Below are 17085 nucleotides of genomic sequence, written 5' to 3'. Positions count from 1 at the left end.
AAGATTACGGGTCTGACAAGCTATGTCAGGCCCGTTTTTGTGAAGCATATGAAGAAAGCTTTATTTATCATCGCCGGTAAGGCGAAGTACATCCCGGATCTCATCCACATTCATATCCAGGATCACGGCAAGCTCATCAATGGTGAATTTAGTGGCGTCATCATCGTCTGTGAGTTCTTTGACCGCAGCCTCCAGGTTTTCTACCTTGGATACCAGATAGTCGTCACGGAATTTCTGCTGTGTCTGTTCCTCGATGGCATGAAGGATTCCGCTGCGGATACGACCACGCATCCAGGTATCGTTTTTCTCCTGTGGGTCTGTCTCTTTGAGAGACGCCAGAAGGGCCAGATTTGCCTCCTGAATGAGATCGGCCAGGTGGATTTCCTCACAGTTCAGTTCAGCGGCCATCTGGGCTGCCTGAGCCATGTAGAACTGTGTCAGTGCACCTTCGGCAGCAGTGTCTCCCTTTGCAAAGGCCTGAAAGAGGGAAGCAAGATCGTCCGGATCAAGTCCCTCCGGGGAAAAGCTTTCCATATAGTCACTGAGATAAGCCTGTTCCTCGGCAGTAAGAGCAGCACGGGTACCCGGAAGCTCTTCCTTGCCCTGGGATTCGGATGAAACAGCATCTGCTCTGTCAGCACCGGTGCCCTCATCGGTGCCTTCGATGGTGATCCCTTTTAATTTGAGATACTGCAGGATCTTTACAAGCTGTGAAGTGCTCAGATCCGATTCATCGAAATGGTCACGGATCTGCTGCTGGGAGAGCTGCTTATTGTTTTCCTCAGCGATGGCACAGATGTCATTAAGCTTCTGCTGAAATAATTTTATATCCATGTAAAAACATCTCCTTATTGTTTGCTTTTTTTCTTGACTTAAATTATGGTTTCATGATACCATAAGCCAGTCACAAATGACAAGAAAACCTTTAAATAGGCGGAAAAAACGTGAAAAAAAGTTTTTTTAAAAAAATTCAAAAAAGGTGTTGACATTTGTAGATTGCTATAATATAATATCACTTGTCGTCAGGCAGGAAACGAAAACGAAACACAAACGAAGGCGACAACAACTTAATAAAAACCATAAGTAAATGGTACATCGGGGTGTGGCTCAGTTTGGCTAGAGCGCCTGGTTTGGGACCAGGAGGCCGCAGGTTCGAATCCTGTCACCCCGACTGCTGTAAACTTATTACCGCAAGCATGCGGGTGTAGTTCAATGGTAGAACACCAGCCTTCCAAGCTGGATACGTGGGTTCGATTCCCATCACCCGCTTCTCTGAGAAGAGAGCATGTGTCTGTAGCTCAGCTGGATAGAGCAACGGCCTTCTAAGCCGTGGGTCGGGGGTTCGAATCCCTTCAGGCACGTTGTGGTGGGTATAGCGCAGTTGGTTAGCGCGCCAGATTGTGGCTCTGGAGGCCCAGGGTTCGAATCCCTGTATCCACCCTTCGCCCATTGGGCTATCGCCAAGCGGTAAGGCACAGCACTTTGACTGCTGCATTCGCTGGTTCGAATCCAGCTAGCCCAGTCCTTTTTTATGGGGTATTAGCTCAGTCGGTAGAGCACTTGACTTTTAATCAAGTTGTCCGGGGTTCGAATCCCCGATGCCTCATTAGCGGAAAGCATTTGCTTTCCGTTATTTTTTTATCATCAGACAGGATGAAAACATAATTGAATATGCGGATATGGCGGAATTGGCAGACGCGCTGGTTTTAGGTACCAGTGGGCAACCGTGCAGGTTCAAGTCCTGTTATCCGCATCATAGCGATCCGGGAAATTAGCGCATCGCTATAGCTGAGAGACTTTCTGTAAATTTGATTTTATAGAAGGTCTTTTGTATTTTCAGAATAATGTTCATAATAAAATGCCACAGATCATTACTGATGCATCTGTGGCATTTTGATGTGGAAATTTTATGAATGACTTTACAATTTTTCCCCTTCATTCACTTCCTCAATAAACACCTTTCCTTCCGCATGCTGTTCCACAAAATGAAACCGTAGTACAGCCTGGGGCCAGTTGAGGGTGATGATGGCTTTTTTGTCTCGGGTCTTTCCGGCGGCCTGGATCTGGTCTACAAGGTCGGACAGGATCTCGCGGGTGAGATAACCGCCTCTCCAGTGAAACGTGAATTCACGGCTCTTTTTGGCAGCCTGGAGGGCACGTTTGTATACGTCCTCCGGCTTTGTGAAGGACAGCTTTTTCTCGCGGTAGTAGAAGTGATTTCCGTCCGGGCAGGGAGGGGCCGGAGCAATCAGAGGCTCGTGGTCCCGGAAGATATTTTTGTCATCCAGGTTGAAATAATCATAGCGGATGCTGACGGAACCATCTTCGCTTTTGCCCAGAGTATTGTCGAAGGTGGCGTCCAGGTGATAGTACTGTCCGTTGATCCGGACAATGTTCCAGGTATGACGGTATTTGATCCCTTTTTCCGGATTGTTCCCACAGATGGCGATAATACACCACACACCGAGAGTATCACAGAGGACCTTTACAGATTTGGCAATTCCCTCGCAGACACCGACACCATGGCCCAGAGGCCCGATGATCTCGTGGGAATATGGCTTTTTCAGCTTGTCGTAGCGGATATTTTCGCAGATGAAGTCATGGACATATTTTTCCTTATCCCACTCGGAAAACTTCATGGCGGGGCGCACAAGCTTGTCTACGCGGGCGCCCATGGCTTTCTGGTGCTCCCGGATTTTATTTTTGTCGAAGATGTATTCAGGAATCAGTATCAGATTTGGCGAGTCCTTGTAATAACGGTATTTAAACCCCACAGCCCAGAAAATCTCCGGGTGATCAAGACGAAGCTGGAAAAATACATCATAGAGCCAGTTTCCATCGGTGGTTGGTACCTGCGGGATCAGGAACTCATCAGAAAGCTCCATAAGCCCATGAAGCATTGCACGGTACACGTTTTGTTTATCTTTCGGCATTCTGCCGTAGTAATATTCTTCAGTTTGTTTCATATATAAAAATACGGAGACTCCTTTCCGGAAAAATAGATTTCAATCAAAGATTATAGCATAAAAAAAAATGCAGGACTATCGTGAAAGATACAACCTGCATGTTTTTTGTATTGAATATTTTAGATTGAAAATAACTGTGAGCCTGGATCAGCCGTTATACAGCTGATAATACCGGCCCTTCTGTGCAAGCAGTTCCTCGTGGGAACCACGCTCGATGATGCGTCCCTGCTCCAGGACCATGATGCAGTCACTGTTGCGTACTGTGGAAAGTCTGTGGGCGATCACAAAGGTCGTCCTGCCTTCCATCAGCTTATCCATACCATCCTGTACAAGCTTTTCGGTACGGGTATCAATGGAGCTGGTGGCCTCGTCCAGGATCAGGACGGGTGGGTCTGCAACGGCTGCACGGGCAATGGAGAGAAGCTGCCTCTGGCCCTGACTTAAGTTTGCACCGTTCCCGCGAAGAAGGGTATTATAACCCTGCGGAAGCCTGCGGATGAAACCGTCGGCGTTGGCAAGCTTTGCTGCTGCGATAACCTCCTCATCTGTGGCATCCAGCTTTCCGTAGCGGATATTTTCCATAACGGTTGCTGTGAACAGGTTGGTATCCTGAAGAACGATGCCCATGGAGCGTCTGAGATCATCTTTTTTGATCTTGGTGATGTTGATGCCGTCATAACGGATCTTACCCTTCTGAATGTCGTAAAAACGGTTCAGAAGATTGGTGATGGTGGTTTTTCCGGCGCCGGTAGAGCCTACAAAAGCGATCTTCTGGCCTGGCTGTGCATACATGTTGATGTCATGGAGAACGATCTTGTTGGAATTATAACCAAAGTCTACATCCTCCAGGACCATATCACCCTTCAGCTCGATATAATCAGTGGTACCCTCAGCTTTGTGGAAATGCTTCCATGCCCAGCGGCCGGTACGTTTGTCGGATTCGGTAAGAACACCATTTTCCTCTTTTGCATTGACGAGAGTAACGTAGCCTTCATCCACTTCTGGCTTTTCATCCAGAAGATCAAAGATACGTTTTGCACCTGCAAGAGCCATAACAATACTGTTGAACTGCTGGCTGACCTGGTTGATAGGCATGTTGAAACTCTTATTGAAGGTCAGGAAGCTGGCAAGCCCGCCAAGTGTGAAGCTGCCAATGCCGTTGATGGCAAGGATACCGCCCACCATGGCACAGATCACATAGCTGACATTTCCAAGCTGTGCGACCACAGGCATCAGGATGTTGGCGAAACGGTTGGCATTGTCTGCGCTGGTGAAAAGCTGGTCGTTCAGTTCATCGAATTTCCGGATGCTTTCGTCCTCATGGCAGAAGACCTTGACAACCTTCTGACCCTCCATCATCTCTTCGATATAACCATTGACAATACCAAGGTTGGTCTGCTGCTCCAGGAAATATTTTCCGCTTAAGCCTGCAAGCTTCCGGCTGGCAGTCATCATAATGGCAACCATAAGCAGGGTAACTACAGTAAGCGGAACATTCAGGATCAGCATACTTACAAGAACGCTGACGATGGTGATCACACTGGAAAGCAGCTGCGGAAAGCTCTGGCTGATCATCTGGCGCAGGGTATCAATGTCGTTGGTGTAGATGGACATGATATCACCGTGTGCGTGAGTGTCGAAATATTTGATGGGAAGCGTTTCCATCGTTGCAAACATATCGTTTCGGAGGTTACGTAAGGTTCCCTGGGAAACATTGATCATGATACGGTTATAAGTATAGGTGGCAATAACACCAATGGCGTAAAAGCATGCCACACGTGCGATGGCTGCAGCCAGAGGCCCGAAATCCGGTGTATCTGCTGAGAGAAGAGGTGTGATGTACTGGTCGATCAGGGTTTTCATGAACATGGTTCCCTGTACATTGGCAAGAACACTGACAAAAATGCAGATCACCACGATCACGATATGGATACTGTAGTTTTTAAAGATATAACGGGCAAGGCGTCCCAGAAGCTTTCCCGGCTGTTCCGGTGTTCCCATACCCTTTGGGCCAGGACCGCCCGGGCCTTTCATGTTCTGTTTTTTCAAGCCGGCTCACCTCCCTCGTCAAAATCACCGGCACCGCCGGTCTGTGAATGAAATACTTCCTGATAAATGGCGTTGGTCTTAAGAAGCTCCTCGTGGGTACCAAAACCGTTGATCTCCCCGTTATCCATAACGATGATCCGGTCCGCATTCTGGATGCTGGAAACACGCTGTGCGATGATCAGCTTGGTGGTATCCGGGATCTCTTCAGCAAAAGCACGGCGGATCCTTGCGTCTGTGGCAGTATCTACTGCACTGGTGGAGTCATCCAGGATCAGTATCTTTGGCTTCTTCAGAAGAGCACGGGCGATACAGAGACGCTGCTTCTGGCCTCCGGAAACATTGGAGCCGCCCTGTTCAATGAAGGTGTTGTATTTGTCCGGCATTTTTTCGATGAAATCATCGGCACAGGCAAGCTGGCATGCGCGGCGGCATTCCTCCTCTGTGGCATTTTTGTCACCCCAGCGGAGATTTTCCAGAATGGTTCCTGAGAAAAGTACATTTTTCTGAAGAACAACGGAAACCTGATTTCTGAGAGATTCCAGATGGTATTTACGGACGTCGATGCCTCCTACGGAAACAGAACCATCCGTTACGTCATAAAGACGGCTGATCAGGTTGACAAGGCTGGATTTTGCACTTCCGGTACCGCCGATGATCCCTATGGTCTCGCCGGAGCAGATCGAGATATTGATATCCTTCAGAACGGGTTCCTGACTGTCTTTCTTATAGCTGAAATTCACATGATCGAAGACGATACTTCCGTCAGGGACATCTGTTACCGGATCTTCCGGATCTGTGATGTCAGCAGTATCATTGATAACTTCCGTAACACGCTCTGCGCTGGCAATACTCATTGTCACCATAACAAAAACCATGGAAAGCATCATAAGGCTCATGAGAATGTTCATGCAGTAGGTGAGAAGGCTCATAAGCTCACCGGTAGTAAGGGAGCTGCCTACGATCATTTTGGCGCCGAGCCAGCTGATCCCCAGGATACAGGCATAAACGGTAAACTGCATCAGGGGCATGTTCATGACAACGATCTTCTCAGCACTTAAGAACATTTCGTATACTTTGTTGCAGGCTTTCTGGAATTTACTGATCTCGTAGTCTTCGCGGACATAGGCCTTGACCACACGCACAGCGCCGATGTTTTCCTGGACACTTGCGTTCAGATCGTCGTATTTACGGAATACGGCCTGGAAGTATACAGTGGCCTTCTGCATGATAAAGATCAGACAGCCTCCGAGGAAGATAACAGCGACAAGATAGATGCTTGCAAGCTTTGCATTGATAAGAAATGCCATGACCATGGCACAGATCAGACTGGCCGGTGCACGGGTACACATACGAAGGATCATCTGATAAGCGTTCTGCAGGTTGGTCACATCTGTGGTAAGACGGGTGATCAGGCCGGCAGTGCTGTATTTGTCGATGTTGGAAAAAGAAAAGGTCTGGATGTTGGTGTACATGGCTTTTCGGAGGTTTCTGGCAAAGCCTGTGGAGGCCAGTGCTCCGTATTTTCCTCCCATGACGCCGGACCAGAGTCCGCACAGGGCAAGAACTACCATAACTGCACCCATCCGATAGATATGGCCGATATTTCCGGCTTCCACACCCTTATCAATGATGGAAGCCATGGCCAGGGGAATCAGAGTCTCAAAGAGAACTTCCAGGATCATGAAAAAAGGCGTGAGAAACGATGCCTTTTTAAACTCCCTGACCTGGGCCAGAAGGGTTTTGAGCATAAAAAATCTCCTTTCTTTACTGTTCAAAAAGACAGCACCACTGGAAAGGATTCCGGGCTGCTATAGAACAGCTGTATTGTTCAGCTACTATTATCGGGGAAATTATTTTTAATGTCAAGATAAACATGTACGAAATGCTTGACACAACATCCTTTAAGCGGTATATTAAAAGTTAATATTTGCCTGTAGAACAGGGAAGGAATGGGATTCAGATCCCTTCAGAGGGTCTATATAGAGTTAAATTTTTGCAGGGAGGATTTTGTATGGAGATCAGACAGTCAGCAGAGGATTATCTTGAATCAATTCTGGTTTTATCCAAAAAAGGTGGAGGAGTCCGTTCTATTGATATTGCGACCAGACTTGGTGTTTCCAAGCCAAGCGTCAGTCACGCAATGAAGCTTCTTCGTGAGGATGGTTATATTGCTATGGACCGTTACGGTACCGTGACACTTCTGGAGAAGGGGGCAGAGATCGCCAATCAGATTTATGAGCGTCACATTGTTCTTGCCAGGATGCTGGAGGGACTTGGGGTTCCGGCCGAGATTGCAATGGAGGATGCCTGCAAGATGGAGCACGACATCAGCCAGGAGAGCTTTGATAAGATCAAGGCACATTATAATAACTTCATTAAGAAGGAAGAAGCAGCAGAATAAGAAACATGCATGCAGACAGGCAGCCGGAAGGTAAAATACCAAACCGGCTGCCTGTTTTTTATTTATTTTCTTTTTCCGGCAGCTGTGCCAGGATGATGGCTGCAAACATGATGACACATCCAAGGAGCTCTTTTATGGTAAGCTTCTGATCCAGGAGCACCCAGCCTGCAAGCACGGAGATGCAGGATTCAAGAGAAAGGATCAGAGAAGCAACTGTGGGATTCACATTTTTCTGGCCTACGACCTGCAGGGTGTAGGCAACACCGCAGGACATTACACCGGCATACAGGATCGGCAGCCAGGCAGTGAGAATGGAAGAAATCTGCGGATGTTCCAGAATAAGTGCCGGGATCATGGACAGGATCCCGCAGACCAGAAACTGGATACAGGAAAGCTTTACACCGTCTGCCTTCGGAGAAAAATAGTCAATGACCAGAATGTGCAGGGAAAAGAGAAAAGCACATACCAGCATAAGAATATCTCCGAGGCCAATGGAAAATCCGTCTGTGATGCAGAGAAGATAAAGCCCGGCCAGTGCCATGACAACGGCTGCCCATATAAAGGGACTGCATTTCTTTTTCAGGAAAATTCCGATGATCGGGACGATGACAATGTAGCAGGCGGTGATGAAGCCGGCTTTTCCTACAGTTGTGTATTGGATACCAAACTGCTGGAAGCTGCTCGCAGCAAAAAGAGCGGATCCGCAGGCAATGCCGCCCAGCCACAGGTCACGGCTGTTATATGGAGTGGCGGATACAGCTTTTTCTGAAAGTGTTGATGAGGATTCCGGTATTGCGGAATCTGTGGCAGCAGAGGATTTATTTCCGGAACGGTTCAGGATAAAGAGCACCGGAACCAGGACAGCGGCACCGATCAGGGAACGGACGCCGTTGAAGGTGAAGGGGCCAACATATTCCATGCCTACACTCTGGGCAACGAAGGCGATTCCCCAGATCGTTGCGGCCAGAAGCAGGCAGAGAGAATTTTTCAGAGGCATTTTCTGTGAGTTCATGATAAAAAACCTTTCGTTTATTAGATATTATGTGATCAAATCTATTATAAGATCAAAGCAGTACATAACAAAAGACCCCGGGGAACTTATATAGCTTCCCGGGGCATTTTTATGATCTGTCGGAGCAATATCCGGCAAGATCAGTTCTGATTCTGGTTATTCTTAACTTCTGCAAGCTTCATGGCACGAACCTTCAGCGGCAGACCGAACAGAGTGATGAATCCGTCTGCATCATGGTGATCATACATATCACCGGTTGTGAAGGAAGCGAGAGACTCATTGTAAAGGCTGTACGGAGAGGTTGTACCATTCTTGATGATGTTTCCTTTGTAAAGCTTGAATTTAACCTCGCCGGTAACATATTTCTGAGTAGACTCAACAAATGCCTGGATAGCCTCACGGAGAGGTGTGTACCATTTTCCTTCGTAAACAACCTGTGCAAACTGGCTGCCAAGTTTTTTCTTGGCTTCCATTGTCTCACGGTCAAGGATCAGTTCCTCAAGCTGGTCATGTGCTGCCATCAGGATCGTTCCGCCAGGAGTTTCATAAACGCCACGGGATTTCATACCAACAACACGGTTCTCAACAATATCAACGATACCGATGCCGTTCTCGCCGCCAAGCTTGTTCAGCTCTGTGATGATCTCGGAAACCTTCATTGCTTTTCCGTTGAGTGTTTTCGGAACACCCTGCTCGAATGTCATGGTGATCTCAGTTTCTTTATCCGGGGCTTTCTCAGGTGTTACGCTTAATACAAGCATGTCATCATAGTTCGGAGCCTGGGATGGATCCTCAAGTTCGAGTCCCTCATGGCTGATGTGCCAGAGGTTTCTGTCACGGCTGTAGCTGTGGCTTGCATCAAATGGAAGAGTGATGCCATGAGCCTTACAGAACTCAATCTCATCTTCACGGGACTGCATGGTCCACAGATCTGTCATACGCCATGGAGCAATGATCTTGATGTCCGGAGCAAGAGCCTTGATGCCAAGCTCGAAACGGATCTGGTCATTTCCTTTACCGGTAGCACCGTGGCAGATAGCAACGGCACCCTCTTTACGTGCGATCTCAACCAGTTTCTTGGCAATGACCGGACGAGCCATGGAAGTTCCGAGAAGATAGGAATGCTCGTATACAGCACCAGCCTCTACACATGGCATGATGAAGTCATCGCAGAATTCATCAACGATATCCTCGATATATAATTTGGAAGCACCGGACATTTTTGCTCTTTCCTCAAGACCGTCCAGCTCGTTTCCCTGTCCGCAGTTTACACAGCAGCAGACAACGTCGTAATCAAAGGTTTCTTTCAGCCACGGGATCAGGGCTGTGGTATCAAGACCACCGGAATACGCTAAAACAACTTTTTCTTTCATAATATATGTCCTCCTGGGATTTTTTTGATTTTGTATCGCTCCGGACATTTCCGGGACGGTGGATTTTTTTACGTTATCTGGAAAAAATTATACCGTTTTACAACTTTACCAGAGTGAATAAATATTCATGTACAACAAAACAAAATTTTCGGCTGTCCTGTCGACATGGCTTAATATACACCAGATTTTATAAATATGCAAGAGATAATTTGAAAAATATGAAAAAAATTTTGCATAAAAATACATCTGGAAGTAGGCGTTATTATAAGAAAATACAGGAAAAACAGAAAAGGCCGTGAAAAATCAAAAAAATGACTATTGCATAATATGCAGATAAGATGTATAATCTATCCATTGACAAGGCGGACATATGAACTGGCAGTACGGACAGGTTTAAGATGTCTGTCTGACCTTTGCAGAAGATTCAGATATCAGAAGACATAAAAAAGAGGCATAAATAAGAATAGCAAACGCTTCTGCAGGGGGTATTAAGCCGTAGGAAAAACGGCAGAGGAGGAATGTAAAAGATGATTAAAGCAGGAATTATCGGTGCGACAGGATACGCAGGAAATGAAATCGTAAGACTTCTTCTTGGACACAGAGACGTTGAGATTAAATGGTTCGGCTCCCGAAGCTACATAGATCAGCAGTATGCAGATATTTATCAGAATTTTTTCAGGCTGGTGGATGCCAAATGTATGGATGACAACATGGCTGCACTTGCAGATGAGGTAGATGTGATCTTTACAGCAACACCACAGGGCCTTTGTGCATCCCTTATCAATGAAGAAATCCTTTCCAAATGTAAGGTGATCGACTTAAGCGCAGATTTCCGTATTAAAGATGTGAAAAAATATGAGAAGTGGTACGGGATCGAGCATAAGGCTCCGCAGTTTATCGAGGAAGCTGTTTATGGTCTCTGCGAGATCAACCGTGAGGATATTAAGAATGCAAGGCTGATCGCCAACCCGGGATGCTATCCGACATGCTCCACACTGTCTATTTATCCGTTGTTAAAGGAAGGCCTCATTAATCCGAACACCATTATCATTGATGCCAAGTCCGGAACCTCCGGAGCAGGAAGAGGAGCCAAGGTTCCGAATCTCTACTGCGAGGTAAACGAGAGCATCAAAGCTTACGGTGTTGCCACACACAGGCATACACCGGAGATTGAGGATCAGCTTGGATATGCATGCGGACAGGAAGTGATGATCAATTTTACCCCACATCTTGTTCCGATGAACCGTGGAATCCTGGTAACAGCATATGCCTCCCTGACCAGGGATGTTACCTACGAGGAAGTAAAAGCAGCCTATGACAAATATTATAAGGACGAGTTTTTTGTACGTGTCCTGAACAAGGATGTATGCCCGCAGACAAGAAATGTAGAAGGCAGCAATTTTGTGGACGTGAACTTCAAGATCGATCCGAGAACAAAGAGAGTCATCATGATGGGCGCTATCGACAACCTGGTAAAGGGTGCAGCAGGACAGGCTGTTCAGAACATGAACCTGATGTTTGGATTTGACGAGAACGAAGGACTGAAACAGATCCCGATGTGCCCGTAAAACAGGCGGATCACAAATAAAATATGGTGGATGCCGAAGGATTTTGACTGAATAGACTGAGATATTCGATCTGGTACAGCGGACAGGATCCGGCATCACCGTTGAGAGGAGATATATAATATGAAGATCATCGACGGCGGCGTTACAGCCGCAAAAGGTTTTAAGGCAGCGTCAACTGCAGCAGAGATCAAATATAAAGGCCGTACTGATATGGCTATGGTATTCAGTGAGGTTCCCTGTGTGGCTGCAGGAACCTTCACAACCAATGTGGTAAAAGCAGCTCCGGTAAGATGGGATCAGGACATTGTATATAATCATCAGGGCGCAAGAGCCGTGATCTGCAACAGCGGAATCGCCAATGCATGTACCGGTGAGGAAGGATTTGGCTATTGCAGGGAAACAGCCAAGGCAGCATCCGAAAGCCTTGGGATCCCGGAGGATAGTGTTCTGGTAGCATCCACAGGTGTTATCGGAATGCAGCTTCCTATTGACCGTATCGCAAACGGAGTAAAAGCCATGGCACCGAAGCTTGAGGGAAGCCGCGAGGCAGGCCTTGAGGCAGCAAAAGCCATCATGACAACAGATACCGAGAAGAAAGAGGCAGCGGTAGAGATCGAGATCGGTGGAAAAACCGTAACGGTAGGCGGTATGTGCAAGGGCTCCGGAATGATCCACCCCAACATGTGCACGATGCTTGGATTTATCACCAGTGATGTGGATATCACCAAGGAGCTTCTTCAGGAAGCACTCAGTGAGGATATCAAGGACACCTACAATATGGTATCCGTTGACGGAGATACCTCCACAAACGATACCGTCCTCCTCCTTGCAAACGGACAGGCCGGCAATCCGAAGATCACAGAGAAAAACGCAGATTATGAAGAATTCAAAAAGGCTCTTAACTACGTAAACACAACTCTTGCCAAAAAGATCGCAGGTGACGGAGAAGGTGCAACTGCACTCTTCGAGGTCAAGGTCATCGGCGCAGCCACCAAGGCAGAAGCCGTAACCTTAAGTAAATCCGTAGTAACATCTTCCTTAACAAAGGCAGCCATTTATGGTCACGATGCAAACTGGGGAAGAATCCTCTGCGCCCTCGGCTACTCCGGCGTTCAGTTCGATCCGGAAAAGGTAGATCTTTACTTTGAGAGCAAAGCAGGAAAGATCAAGATCATTGAAAATGGAGTTTCTACAGGCTACAGCGAGGAGGAAGCTACTAAGATCCTCTCCGAAGAGGCAGTGACAGCCATTGCGGATATGAAGATGGGAGATGCATCCGCAACTGCATGGGGATGCGACCTCACCTATGATTACATAAAGATCAATGCGGATTATCGTTCTTGATGTAAGAACTCTGTAGAATGGTTTTTATGGGTGGATTTTGGTTGTAGTTTTGTTTCAGTTTGTAAGCTGAGAAAACCCTTAGGGGGAGCGAGCTCAAAGTTGCGAAGCCCGCACGCTCCCCCTAAGAACCCCCTCCGTTGGGCACGCTTGGCTGTGGTGTGTTGAACTTCAGTCGACGAAGACTGAGTGACGAACGTGAGGAACCTCAGGGCGGGAACTCGGAAGTTGTGTCGTGTTAAACGTCAGTCGACGAAGACTGCCTGACGGGCTGTTCGCCTTCGGCGAAAGCGCGTCGGAAGCGGCTGCTTGCAGCAGCCTGTCCGCAGCAGGCGCTTTGCCCGCAACGCGGGCAACAGCCCGTTTCCCGTGGCCGGAGGGGAGGAGCGCGAGGAGGGGAAACGGCCTTCGGAACTCCGAGTGCTTCCCCTCCTCGCAAATCCCACAGCTGTCAGCTGAGACAAAATTACAACAAAAAACAAATCCGTCCAACACACAACAACAAAACCTTTTTCACCCATATCATTTTTCAAAAAAAGGAGACACCCACATGGTAAATCAGAAATATCTTGACAAAGCAGAGGTGCTCATAGAAGCTCTGCCATATATCCAGCGGTTCAACCGCAAGATCGTAGTCATCAAATACGGCGGAAGCGCCATGCTTGATGAAGAATTAAAGCGTAACGTCATCAAGGACGCAGTCCTTCTGAAATTAGTCGGTTTCAAACCGATCATTGTTCACGGCGGCGGCAAGGAAATCAGCCGCTGGGTCGGCAAAGTCGGCATGGAGCCGCATTTTGTAAACGGTCTCCGTGTAACGGATAAAGACACTATGGAGATCGCAGAGATGGTTCTTGCAAAAGTAAACAAGGAGCTTGTTACTCTGGTAGAATCTCTCGGCGTACAGGCTGTAGGTGTCAGCGGTAAGGACGGCGGTCTTCTCCAGTGCAAAAAGAAGCTTTCCAAAGGCGAAGACATCGGCTACGTAGGTGAGGTTACAAAGGTTAATCCGAAGATCCTCCAGGACCTTCTGGAAAGAGATTTCCTTCCGATCGTATTCCCGATCGGCTTTGACGAAAATTTTGATTCCTACAATATCAATGCGGATGATGCAGCCTGCGCCATTGCAGAGGCAATTGAGGCAGAGAAGCTGGCCTTCCTGTCTGACATTGAGGGTGTTTACAGAGAGGCAGATGATCCCTCCACTCTGATCTCCGAGCTTCGTGTAGATGAGGCTGAGAACCTGATCTCAGATGGTACTGTGGGCGGCGGTATGATCCCGAAGCTGAAAAACTGTATTGACGCTATCGAGCATGGTGTAAACAGAGTCCATATCCTGGATGGAAGGATCCCGCACAGCTTACTGCTTGAGATATTTACAAACAAAGGTATTGGTACTGCAATTTTAAAAGATGATGGGGAGAAATATTACAATGAGCATGAATGAACAGATGGAAGAATCTGAAGCCAGTATTCTTCATACATATAACCGTTTTCCGGTAGTTTTTGAAAAAGGCGAGGGCTGTTACCTCTATGATTCCGAAGGAAAGGAATATCTGGATTTTGCGGCAGGTATCGCTGTAAATGCTCTGGGATATCATTATCCGGGCTATGACGAAGCATTGAAATCCCAGATCGACAAGCTGATGCATATTTCCAACCTGTACTACAATGAGCCGATCATTGATGCAGGAGCCAGACTTGTACAGGCAAGCCATATGGAAAAGGCTTTCTTTACAAACAGTGGTACAGAGGCCATTGAGGGTGCTCTGAAGGCTGCCAAGAAATATGCCTACGAAAGAGATGGCCATGCAGACCATGAGATCATTGCCATGAACCATTCCTTCCACGGCCGCAGCATCGGCGCTCTTTCCGTGACAGGCAATGCACATTACAGAGAGCCCTTTGAGCCGCTGATGGGTGGGGTAAAATTTGCAGATTTCAATGATCTTGAGAGTGTAAAGGCTCAGATCACAGATAAGACCTGTGCCATCATCACCGAGACCGTACAGGGAGAAGGCGGTATTTATCCGGCTACAAAAGAGTTCCTGGAAGGCTTACGTAAGCTTTGTGATGAGCAGGATATCATCCTGATCCTGGACGAGATCCAGTGCGGTATGGGACGTACCGGACATTATTTTGCATGGCAGGCATATGGAGTACAGCCGGATATCATGACCTGTGCCAAAGCACTTGGCTGTGGTGTTCCGGTAGGGGCTTTTGTGCTGAACAAAAAAGCAGCTGCAGCTTCCCTGAAGCCAGGCGATCACGGAACCACTTACGGCGGAAATCCCTTCGTATGTGCAGCAGTCAGCAAGGTATTTGACATTTTTGAAAAAGATCAGATTCTTTCCCATGTGCAGGGACTTACTCCGTATTTTGAGGAGAAGCTGGACGAACTGGTTGCAAAGCATGACTGTGCAGAAACAAGAAGAGGCAAAGGCTTCATGCAGGGTATCGTGATCAAGGGACGTCCGGTAGGAGACGTGGTGAAAAAAGCTCTTGCAAAAGGCCTTCTGGTGATCTCAGCAGGAAGTGATGTTCTCCGCCTCGTTCCTCCTCTTGTGATCACAAAAGAGGATATCGACAAGATGGCAGAGATCCTTGACGAGTGTATGGAATAAAAAATAACAGATACAAAAGCAGCAGTATTTTCAGGAAAGGGCAGTGTGCCGATGGAGAATACGGCTGCTTTTTTGTCAGAGAGACAATATATATAAATTATATAACAGATATAGAAAACAATATCCGAAAATCTGGTCGTGTGTTTGAAAACAAACAAAAACTGCTATGACACACCGACAAAATGCACAAAAAAGCGAGAGGGCTCGAGTATAAATTGCACATCTACACAGTTGATTTTAGGACGCCATATGTTATAATTTCACTGGTAAAAAAATTTTATGTGAGGGGTGAAAATTTTGAAAAAATTATTAACCGTCATGTGTACTTTTCTGACAGTATTTCTGGCATGTCCTGTGGGTGTATGGGCAGCTGGAAACGGTGGGACAGGATCTGGTGTGCCGGTGTGGCTTTGTATCCCTTTTGCGGGCCTCCTTCTGTGTGTTGCAGTGATGCCGCTGGTAAAGGGTGAGTGGTGGGAGTCACATCAGCCCGTTGTGGTTGCATTCTGGATCGTTCTTATGATCATTCCGTTTGCAGTTGTTTACGGTGCCGGAAAAACTGCGGAAACAGTACTGGAGTGCGTGATCAATGACTATCTTACATTTATCATCCTGTTATTTGGACTGTTCTGTGTATCCGGTAACATTACAGTTGAGGGCGATTTTGCGGGTTCGCCAAGAGTAAATGTAGGACTTCTTGCACTGGGAACCCTGCTTTCCAGCTGTATCGGAACTACCGGAGCCAGCATGCTGATGGTCCGTCCGGTGATCAAAATGAATTCCTGGAGAAAGAGAAAGGGTCATATTATGATCTTTTTCATCTTTATGGTATCCAACATGGGTGGCTGCCTGACACCGATCGGTGATCCGCCGCTTCTGATGGGCTTCATGCGAGGAGTTCCGTTTTTCTGGAGCCTTCATCTTTTTCCGGTACTGATCTTTAATATGGTGATCCTTCTGTTTGTGTTCTATCATCTGGATATGCGCTCTTACAAGAAGGATATCGCAGAGGGACGTAAACCGGATATCAGCAAACCGGGTACCGAGTTTAAGATCGAGGGTCTTCATAATATCATCTTCCTTGTGATGATCGTTGTGGGTGTTATCTTAAGTGGAATGCTTCCCGGTATGCCTGCATTCCAGGATGCAGCCGGAAATGTAAAGGGGCTTCATATTTTCGGTGAGGTTACTTTAAGCTTCCCGTCGATCATTGAGATCGTCCTGATCCTGGCAGCTGCATTTCTGTCCTTTAAGACAACAGATAAAAGGATCCGTGTGCGGAACCATTTTACCTGGGGTGCGATCAAGGAGGTTGCAGTACTTTTCATCGGTATTTTTATCACCATGCAGCCAGCCCTGATGCTTCTGAAAGCAGTAGGACCGAATCTTGGTATCACCGAGCCGTACCAGATGTTCTGGGCGACCGGAGCTTTGTCCAGTTTCCTGGATAATACGCCGACCTATCTGGTATTTCTGACAACAGCAGGAACTCTTGGATTTACAAACGGAATCGCAACAACGCTGGGAACAGTTCCTGTAAAGCTTCTTTCTGCGATTTCCTGCGGTGCTGTATTTATGGGCGCCAATACATATATCGGCAATGCTCCGAACTTTATGGTCAAGACACTTTCTGACGAAAATGGTATCAACATGCCGTCCTTCTTCGGATATATGGCATGGTCCATTTGTTTCCTGGTACCGATGTTCATCATCGATATGCTGGTATTCTTTTTATAAGGGAGGAGGATCAA

12 protein-coding genes and 7 tRNA genes are annotated in these 17085 nt (G+C 47.2%); 13 read left to right on the top strand and 6 right to left on the bottom strand.

Annotated elements, in window-relative coordinates:
• Positions 1–60: 60 nt before the first annotated feature.
• Positions 61–834 carry a hypothetical protein gene (locus tag MUB50_RS00490; RefSeq protein ID WP_118623517.1) on the bottom strand — a complete coding sequence of 258 codons (774 nt, stop codon included), beginning with the start codon at positions 832–834 and terminating at the stop codon, positions 61–63.
• 262 nt (positions 835–1096) lie between these two features.
• On the opposite strand from MUB50_RS00490, the gene MUB50_RS00485 reads away from it, so the two are divergent.
• The 7 genes from MUB50_RS00485 to MUB50_RS00455 all read left to right on the top strand — a co-directional run bounded on the left by MUB50_RS00485 (position 1097) and on the right by MUB50_RS00455 (position 1753).
• Positions 1097–1171 (top strand) — tRNA-Pro (locus MUB50_RS00485).
• 27 nt (positions 1172–1198) lie between these two features.
• Positions 1199–1269, top strand: a tRNA-Gly gene (locus MUB50_RS00480).
• Positions 1270–1287: 18 nt separating this feature from the next.
• Positions 1288–1361: transfer RNA gene (locus MUB50_RS00475), tRNA-Arg, on the top strand.
• A 5-nt stretch (positions 1362–1366) separates the two neighbouring features.
• Positions 1367–1440, top strand: a tRNA-His gene (locus MUB50_RS00470).
• 10 nt (positions 1441–1450) lie between these two features.
• A tRNA-Gln gene (locus MUB50_RS00465) sits at positions 1451–1522 on the top strand.
• A gap of 11 nt (positions 1523–1533) precedes the next feature.
• A tRNA-Lys gene (locus tag MUB50_RS00460) sits at positions 1534–1606 on the top strand.
• Positions 1607–1673: 67 nt separating this feature from the next.
• Positions 1674–1753 (top strand) — tRNA-Leu (locus MUB50_RS00455).
• A gap of 166 nt (positions 1754–1919) precedes the next feature.
• Here MUB50_RS00455 and MUB50_RS00450 read toward each other — a convergent pair.
• The 3 genes from MUB50_RS00450 to MUB50_RS00440 form a co-directional block, all read right to left on the bottom strand.
• Positions 1920–2966, bottom strand: coding sequence for a transglutaminase domain-containing protein (locus MUB50_RS00450; RefSeq protein ID WP_118623550.1), 1047 nt, complete (start codon positions 2964–2966; stop codon positions 1920–1922).
• Between the two features lie 147 nt (positions 2967–3113).
• A complete protein-coding gene (locus tag MUB50_RS00445; RefSeq protein WP_118623666.1) occupies positions 3114–5000 on the bottom strand; it encodes an ABC transporter ATP-binding protein in 1887 nt (628 codons plus the stop codon).
• Positions 5001–5011: 11 nt separating this feature from the next.
• Complete coding sequence (locus tag MUB50_RS00440) at positions 5012–6763, bottom strand: ABC transporter ATP-binding protein (RefSeq protein WP_118623552.1); 1752 nt, start codon at positions 6761–6763, stop codon at positions 5012–5014.
• Between the two features lie 263 nt (positions 6764–7026).
• On the opposite strand from MUB50_RS00440, the gene MUB50_RS00435 reads away from it, so the two are divergent.
• Positions 7027–7416, top strand: a complete 390-nt coding sequence (locus MUB50_RS00435; protein WP_118513198.1) for a metal-dependent transcriptional regulator — start codon at positions 7027–7029, stop codon at positions 7414–7416.
• Positions 7417–7474: 58 nt separating this feature from the next.
• Here the strand turns inward: MUB50_RS00435 and MUB50_RS00430 are convergent, their stop codons facing one another.
• Both MUB50_RS00430 and MUB50_RS00425 read right to left on the bottom strand, forming a co-directional pair.
• Positions 7475–8413, bottom strand: coding sequence for a DMT family transporter (locus MUB50_RS00430; protein WP_442863189.1), 939 nt, complete (start codon positions 8411–8413; stop codon positions 7475–7477).
• Positions 8414–8568: 155 nt separating this feature from the next.
• Positions 8569–9801 (bottom strand): argininosuccinate synthase, encoded by a 1233-nt coding sequence (locus MUB50_RS00425; RefSeq protein WP_015526007.1) that lies wholly within the window; start codon positions 9799–9801, stop codon positions 8569–8571.
• 527 nt (positions 9802–10328) lie between these two features.
• On the opposite strand from MUB50_RS00425, the gene argC reads away from it, so the two are divergent.
• From argC to MUB50_RS00400, 5 genes are all read left to right on the top strand, one after another.
• Entirely contained in the window at positions 10329–11369 is a 1041-nt protein-coding gene (argC, locus tag MUB50_RS00420) for an N-acetyl-gamma-glutamyl-phosphate reductase (RefSeq protein ID WP_244791374.1), read from the top strand.
• A gap of 120 nt (positions 11370–11489) precedes the next feature.
• Complete coding sequence (argJ, locus tag MUB50_RS00415; protein WP_118513196.1) at positions 11490–12713, top strand: bifunctional glutamate N-acetyltransferase/amino-acid acetyltransferase ArgJ; 1224 nt, start codon at positions 11490–11492, stop codon at positions 12711–12713.
• A gap of 547 nt (positions 12714–13260) precedes the next feature.
• Entirely contained in the window at positions 13261–14157 is an 897-nt protein-coding gene (argB, locus tag MUB50_RS00410) for an acetylglutamate kinase (RefSeq protein WP_244791372.1), read from the top strand.
• Positions 14144–15334 carry an aspartate aminotransferase family protein gene (locus tag MUB50_RS00405; RefSeq protein WP_118623556.1) on the top strand — a complete coding sequence of 397 codons (1191 nt, stop codon included), beginning with the start codon at positions 14144–14146 and terminating at the stop codon, positions 15332–15334. Before argB ends, MUB50_RS00405 begins: the two co-directional genes overlap by 14 nt.
• A 297-nt stretch (positions 15335–15631) precedes the next feature.
• Entirely contained in the window at positions 15632–17071 is a 1440-nt protein-coding gene (locus MUB50_RS00400) for a sodium:proton antiporter (protein ID WP_118513193.1), read from the top strand.
• Positions 17072–17085: the final 14 nt, after the last annotated feature.

The sequence above is a fragment of the Blautia sp. NSJ-140 genome (assembly GCF_022868965.1).
GTDB lineage: Bacteria > Bacillota > Clostridia > Lachnospirales > Lachnospiraceae > Blautia_A.
This window is presented reverse-complemented; position numbering and strand designations above follow the sequence as displayed.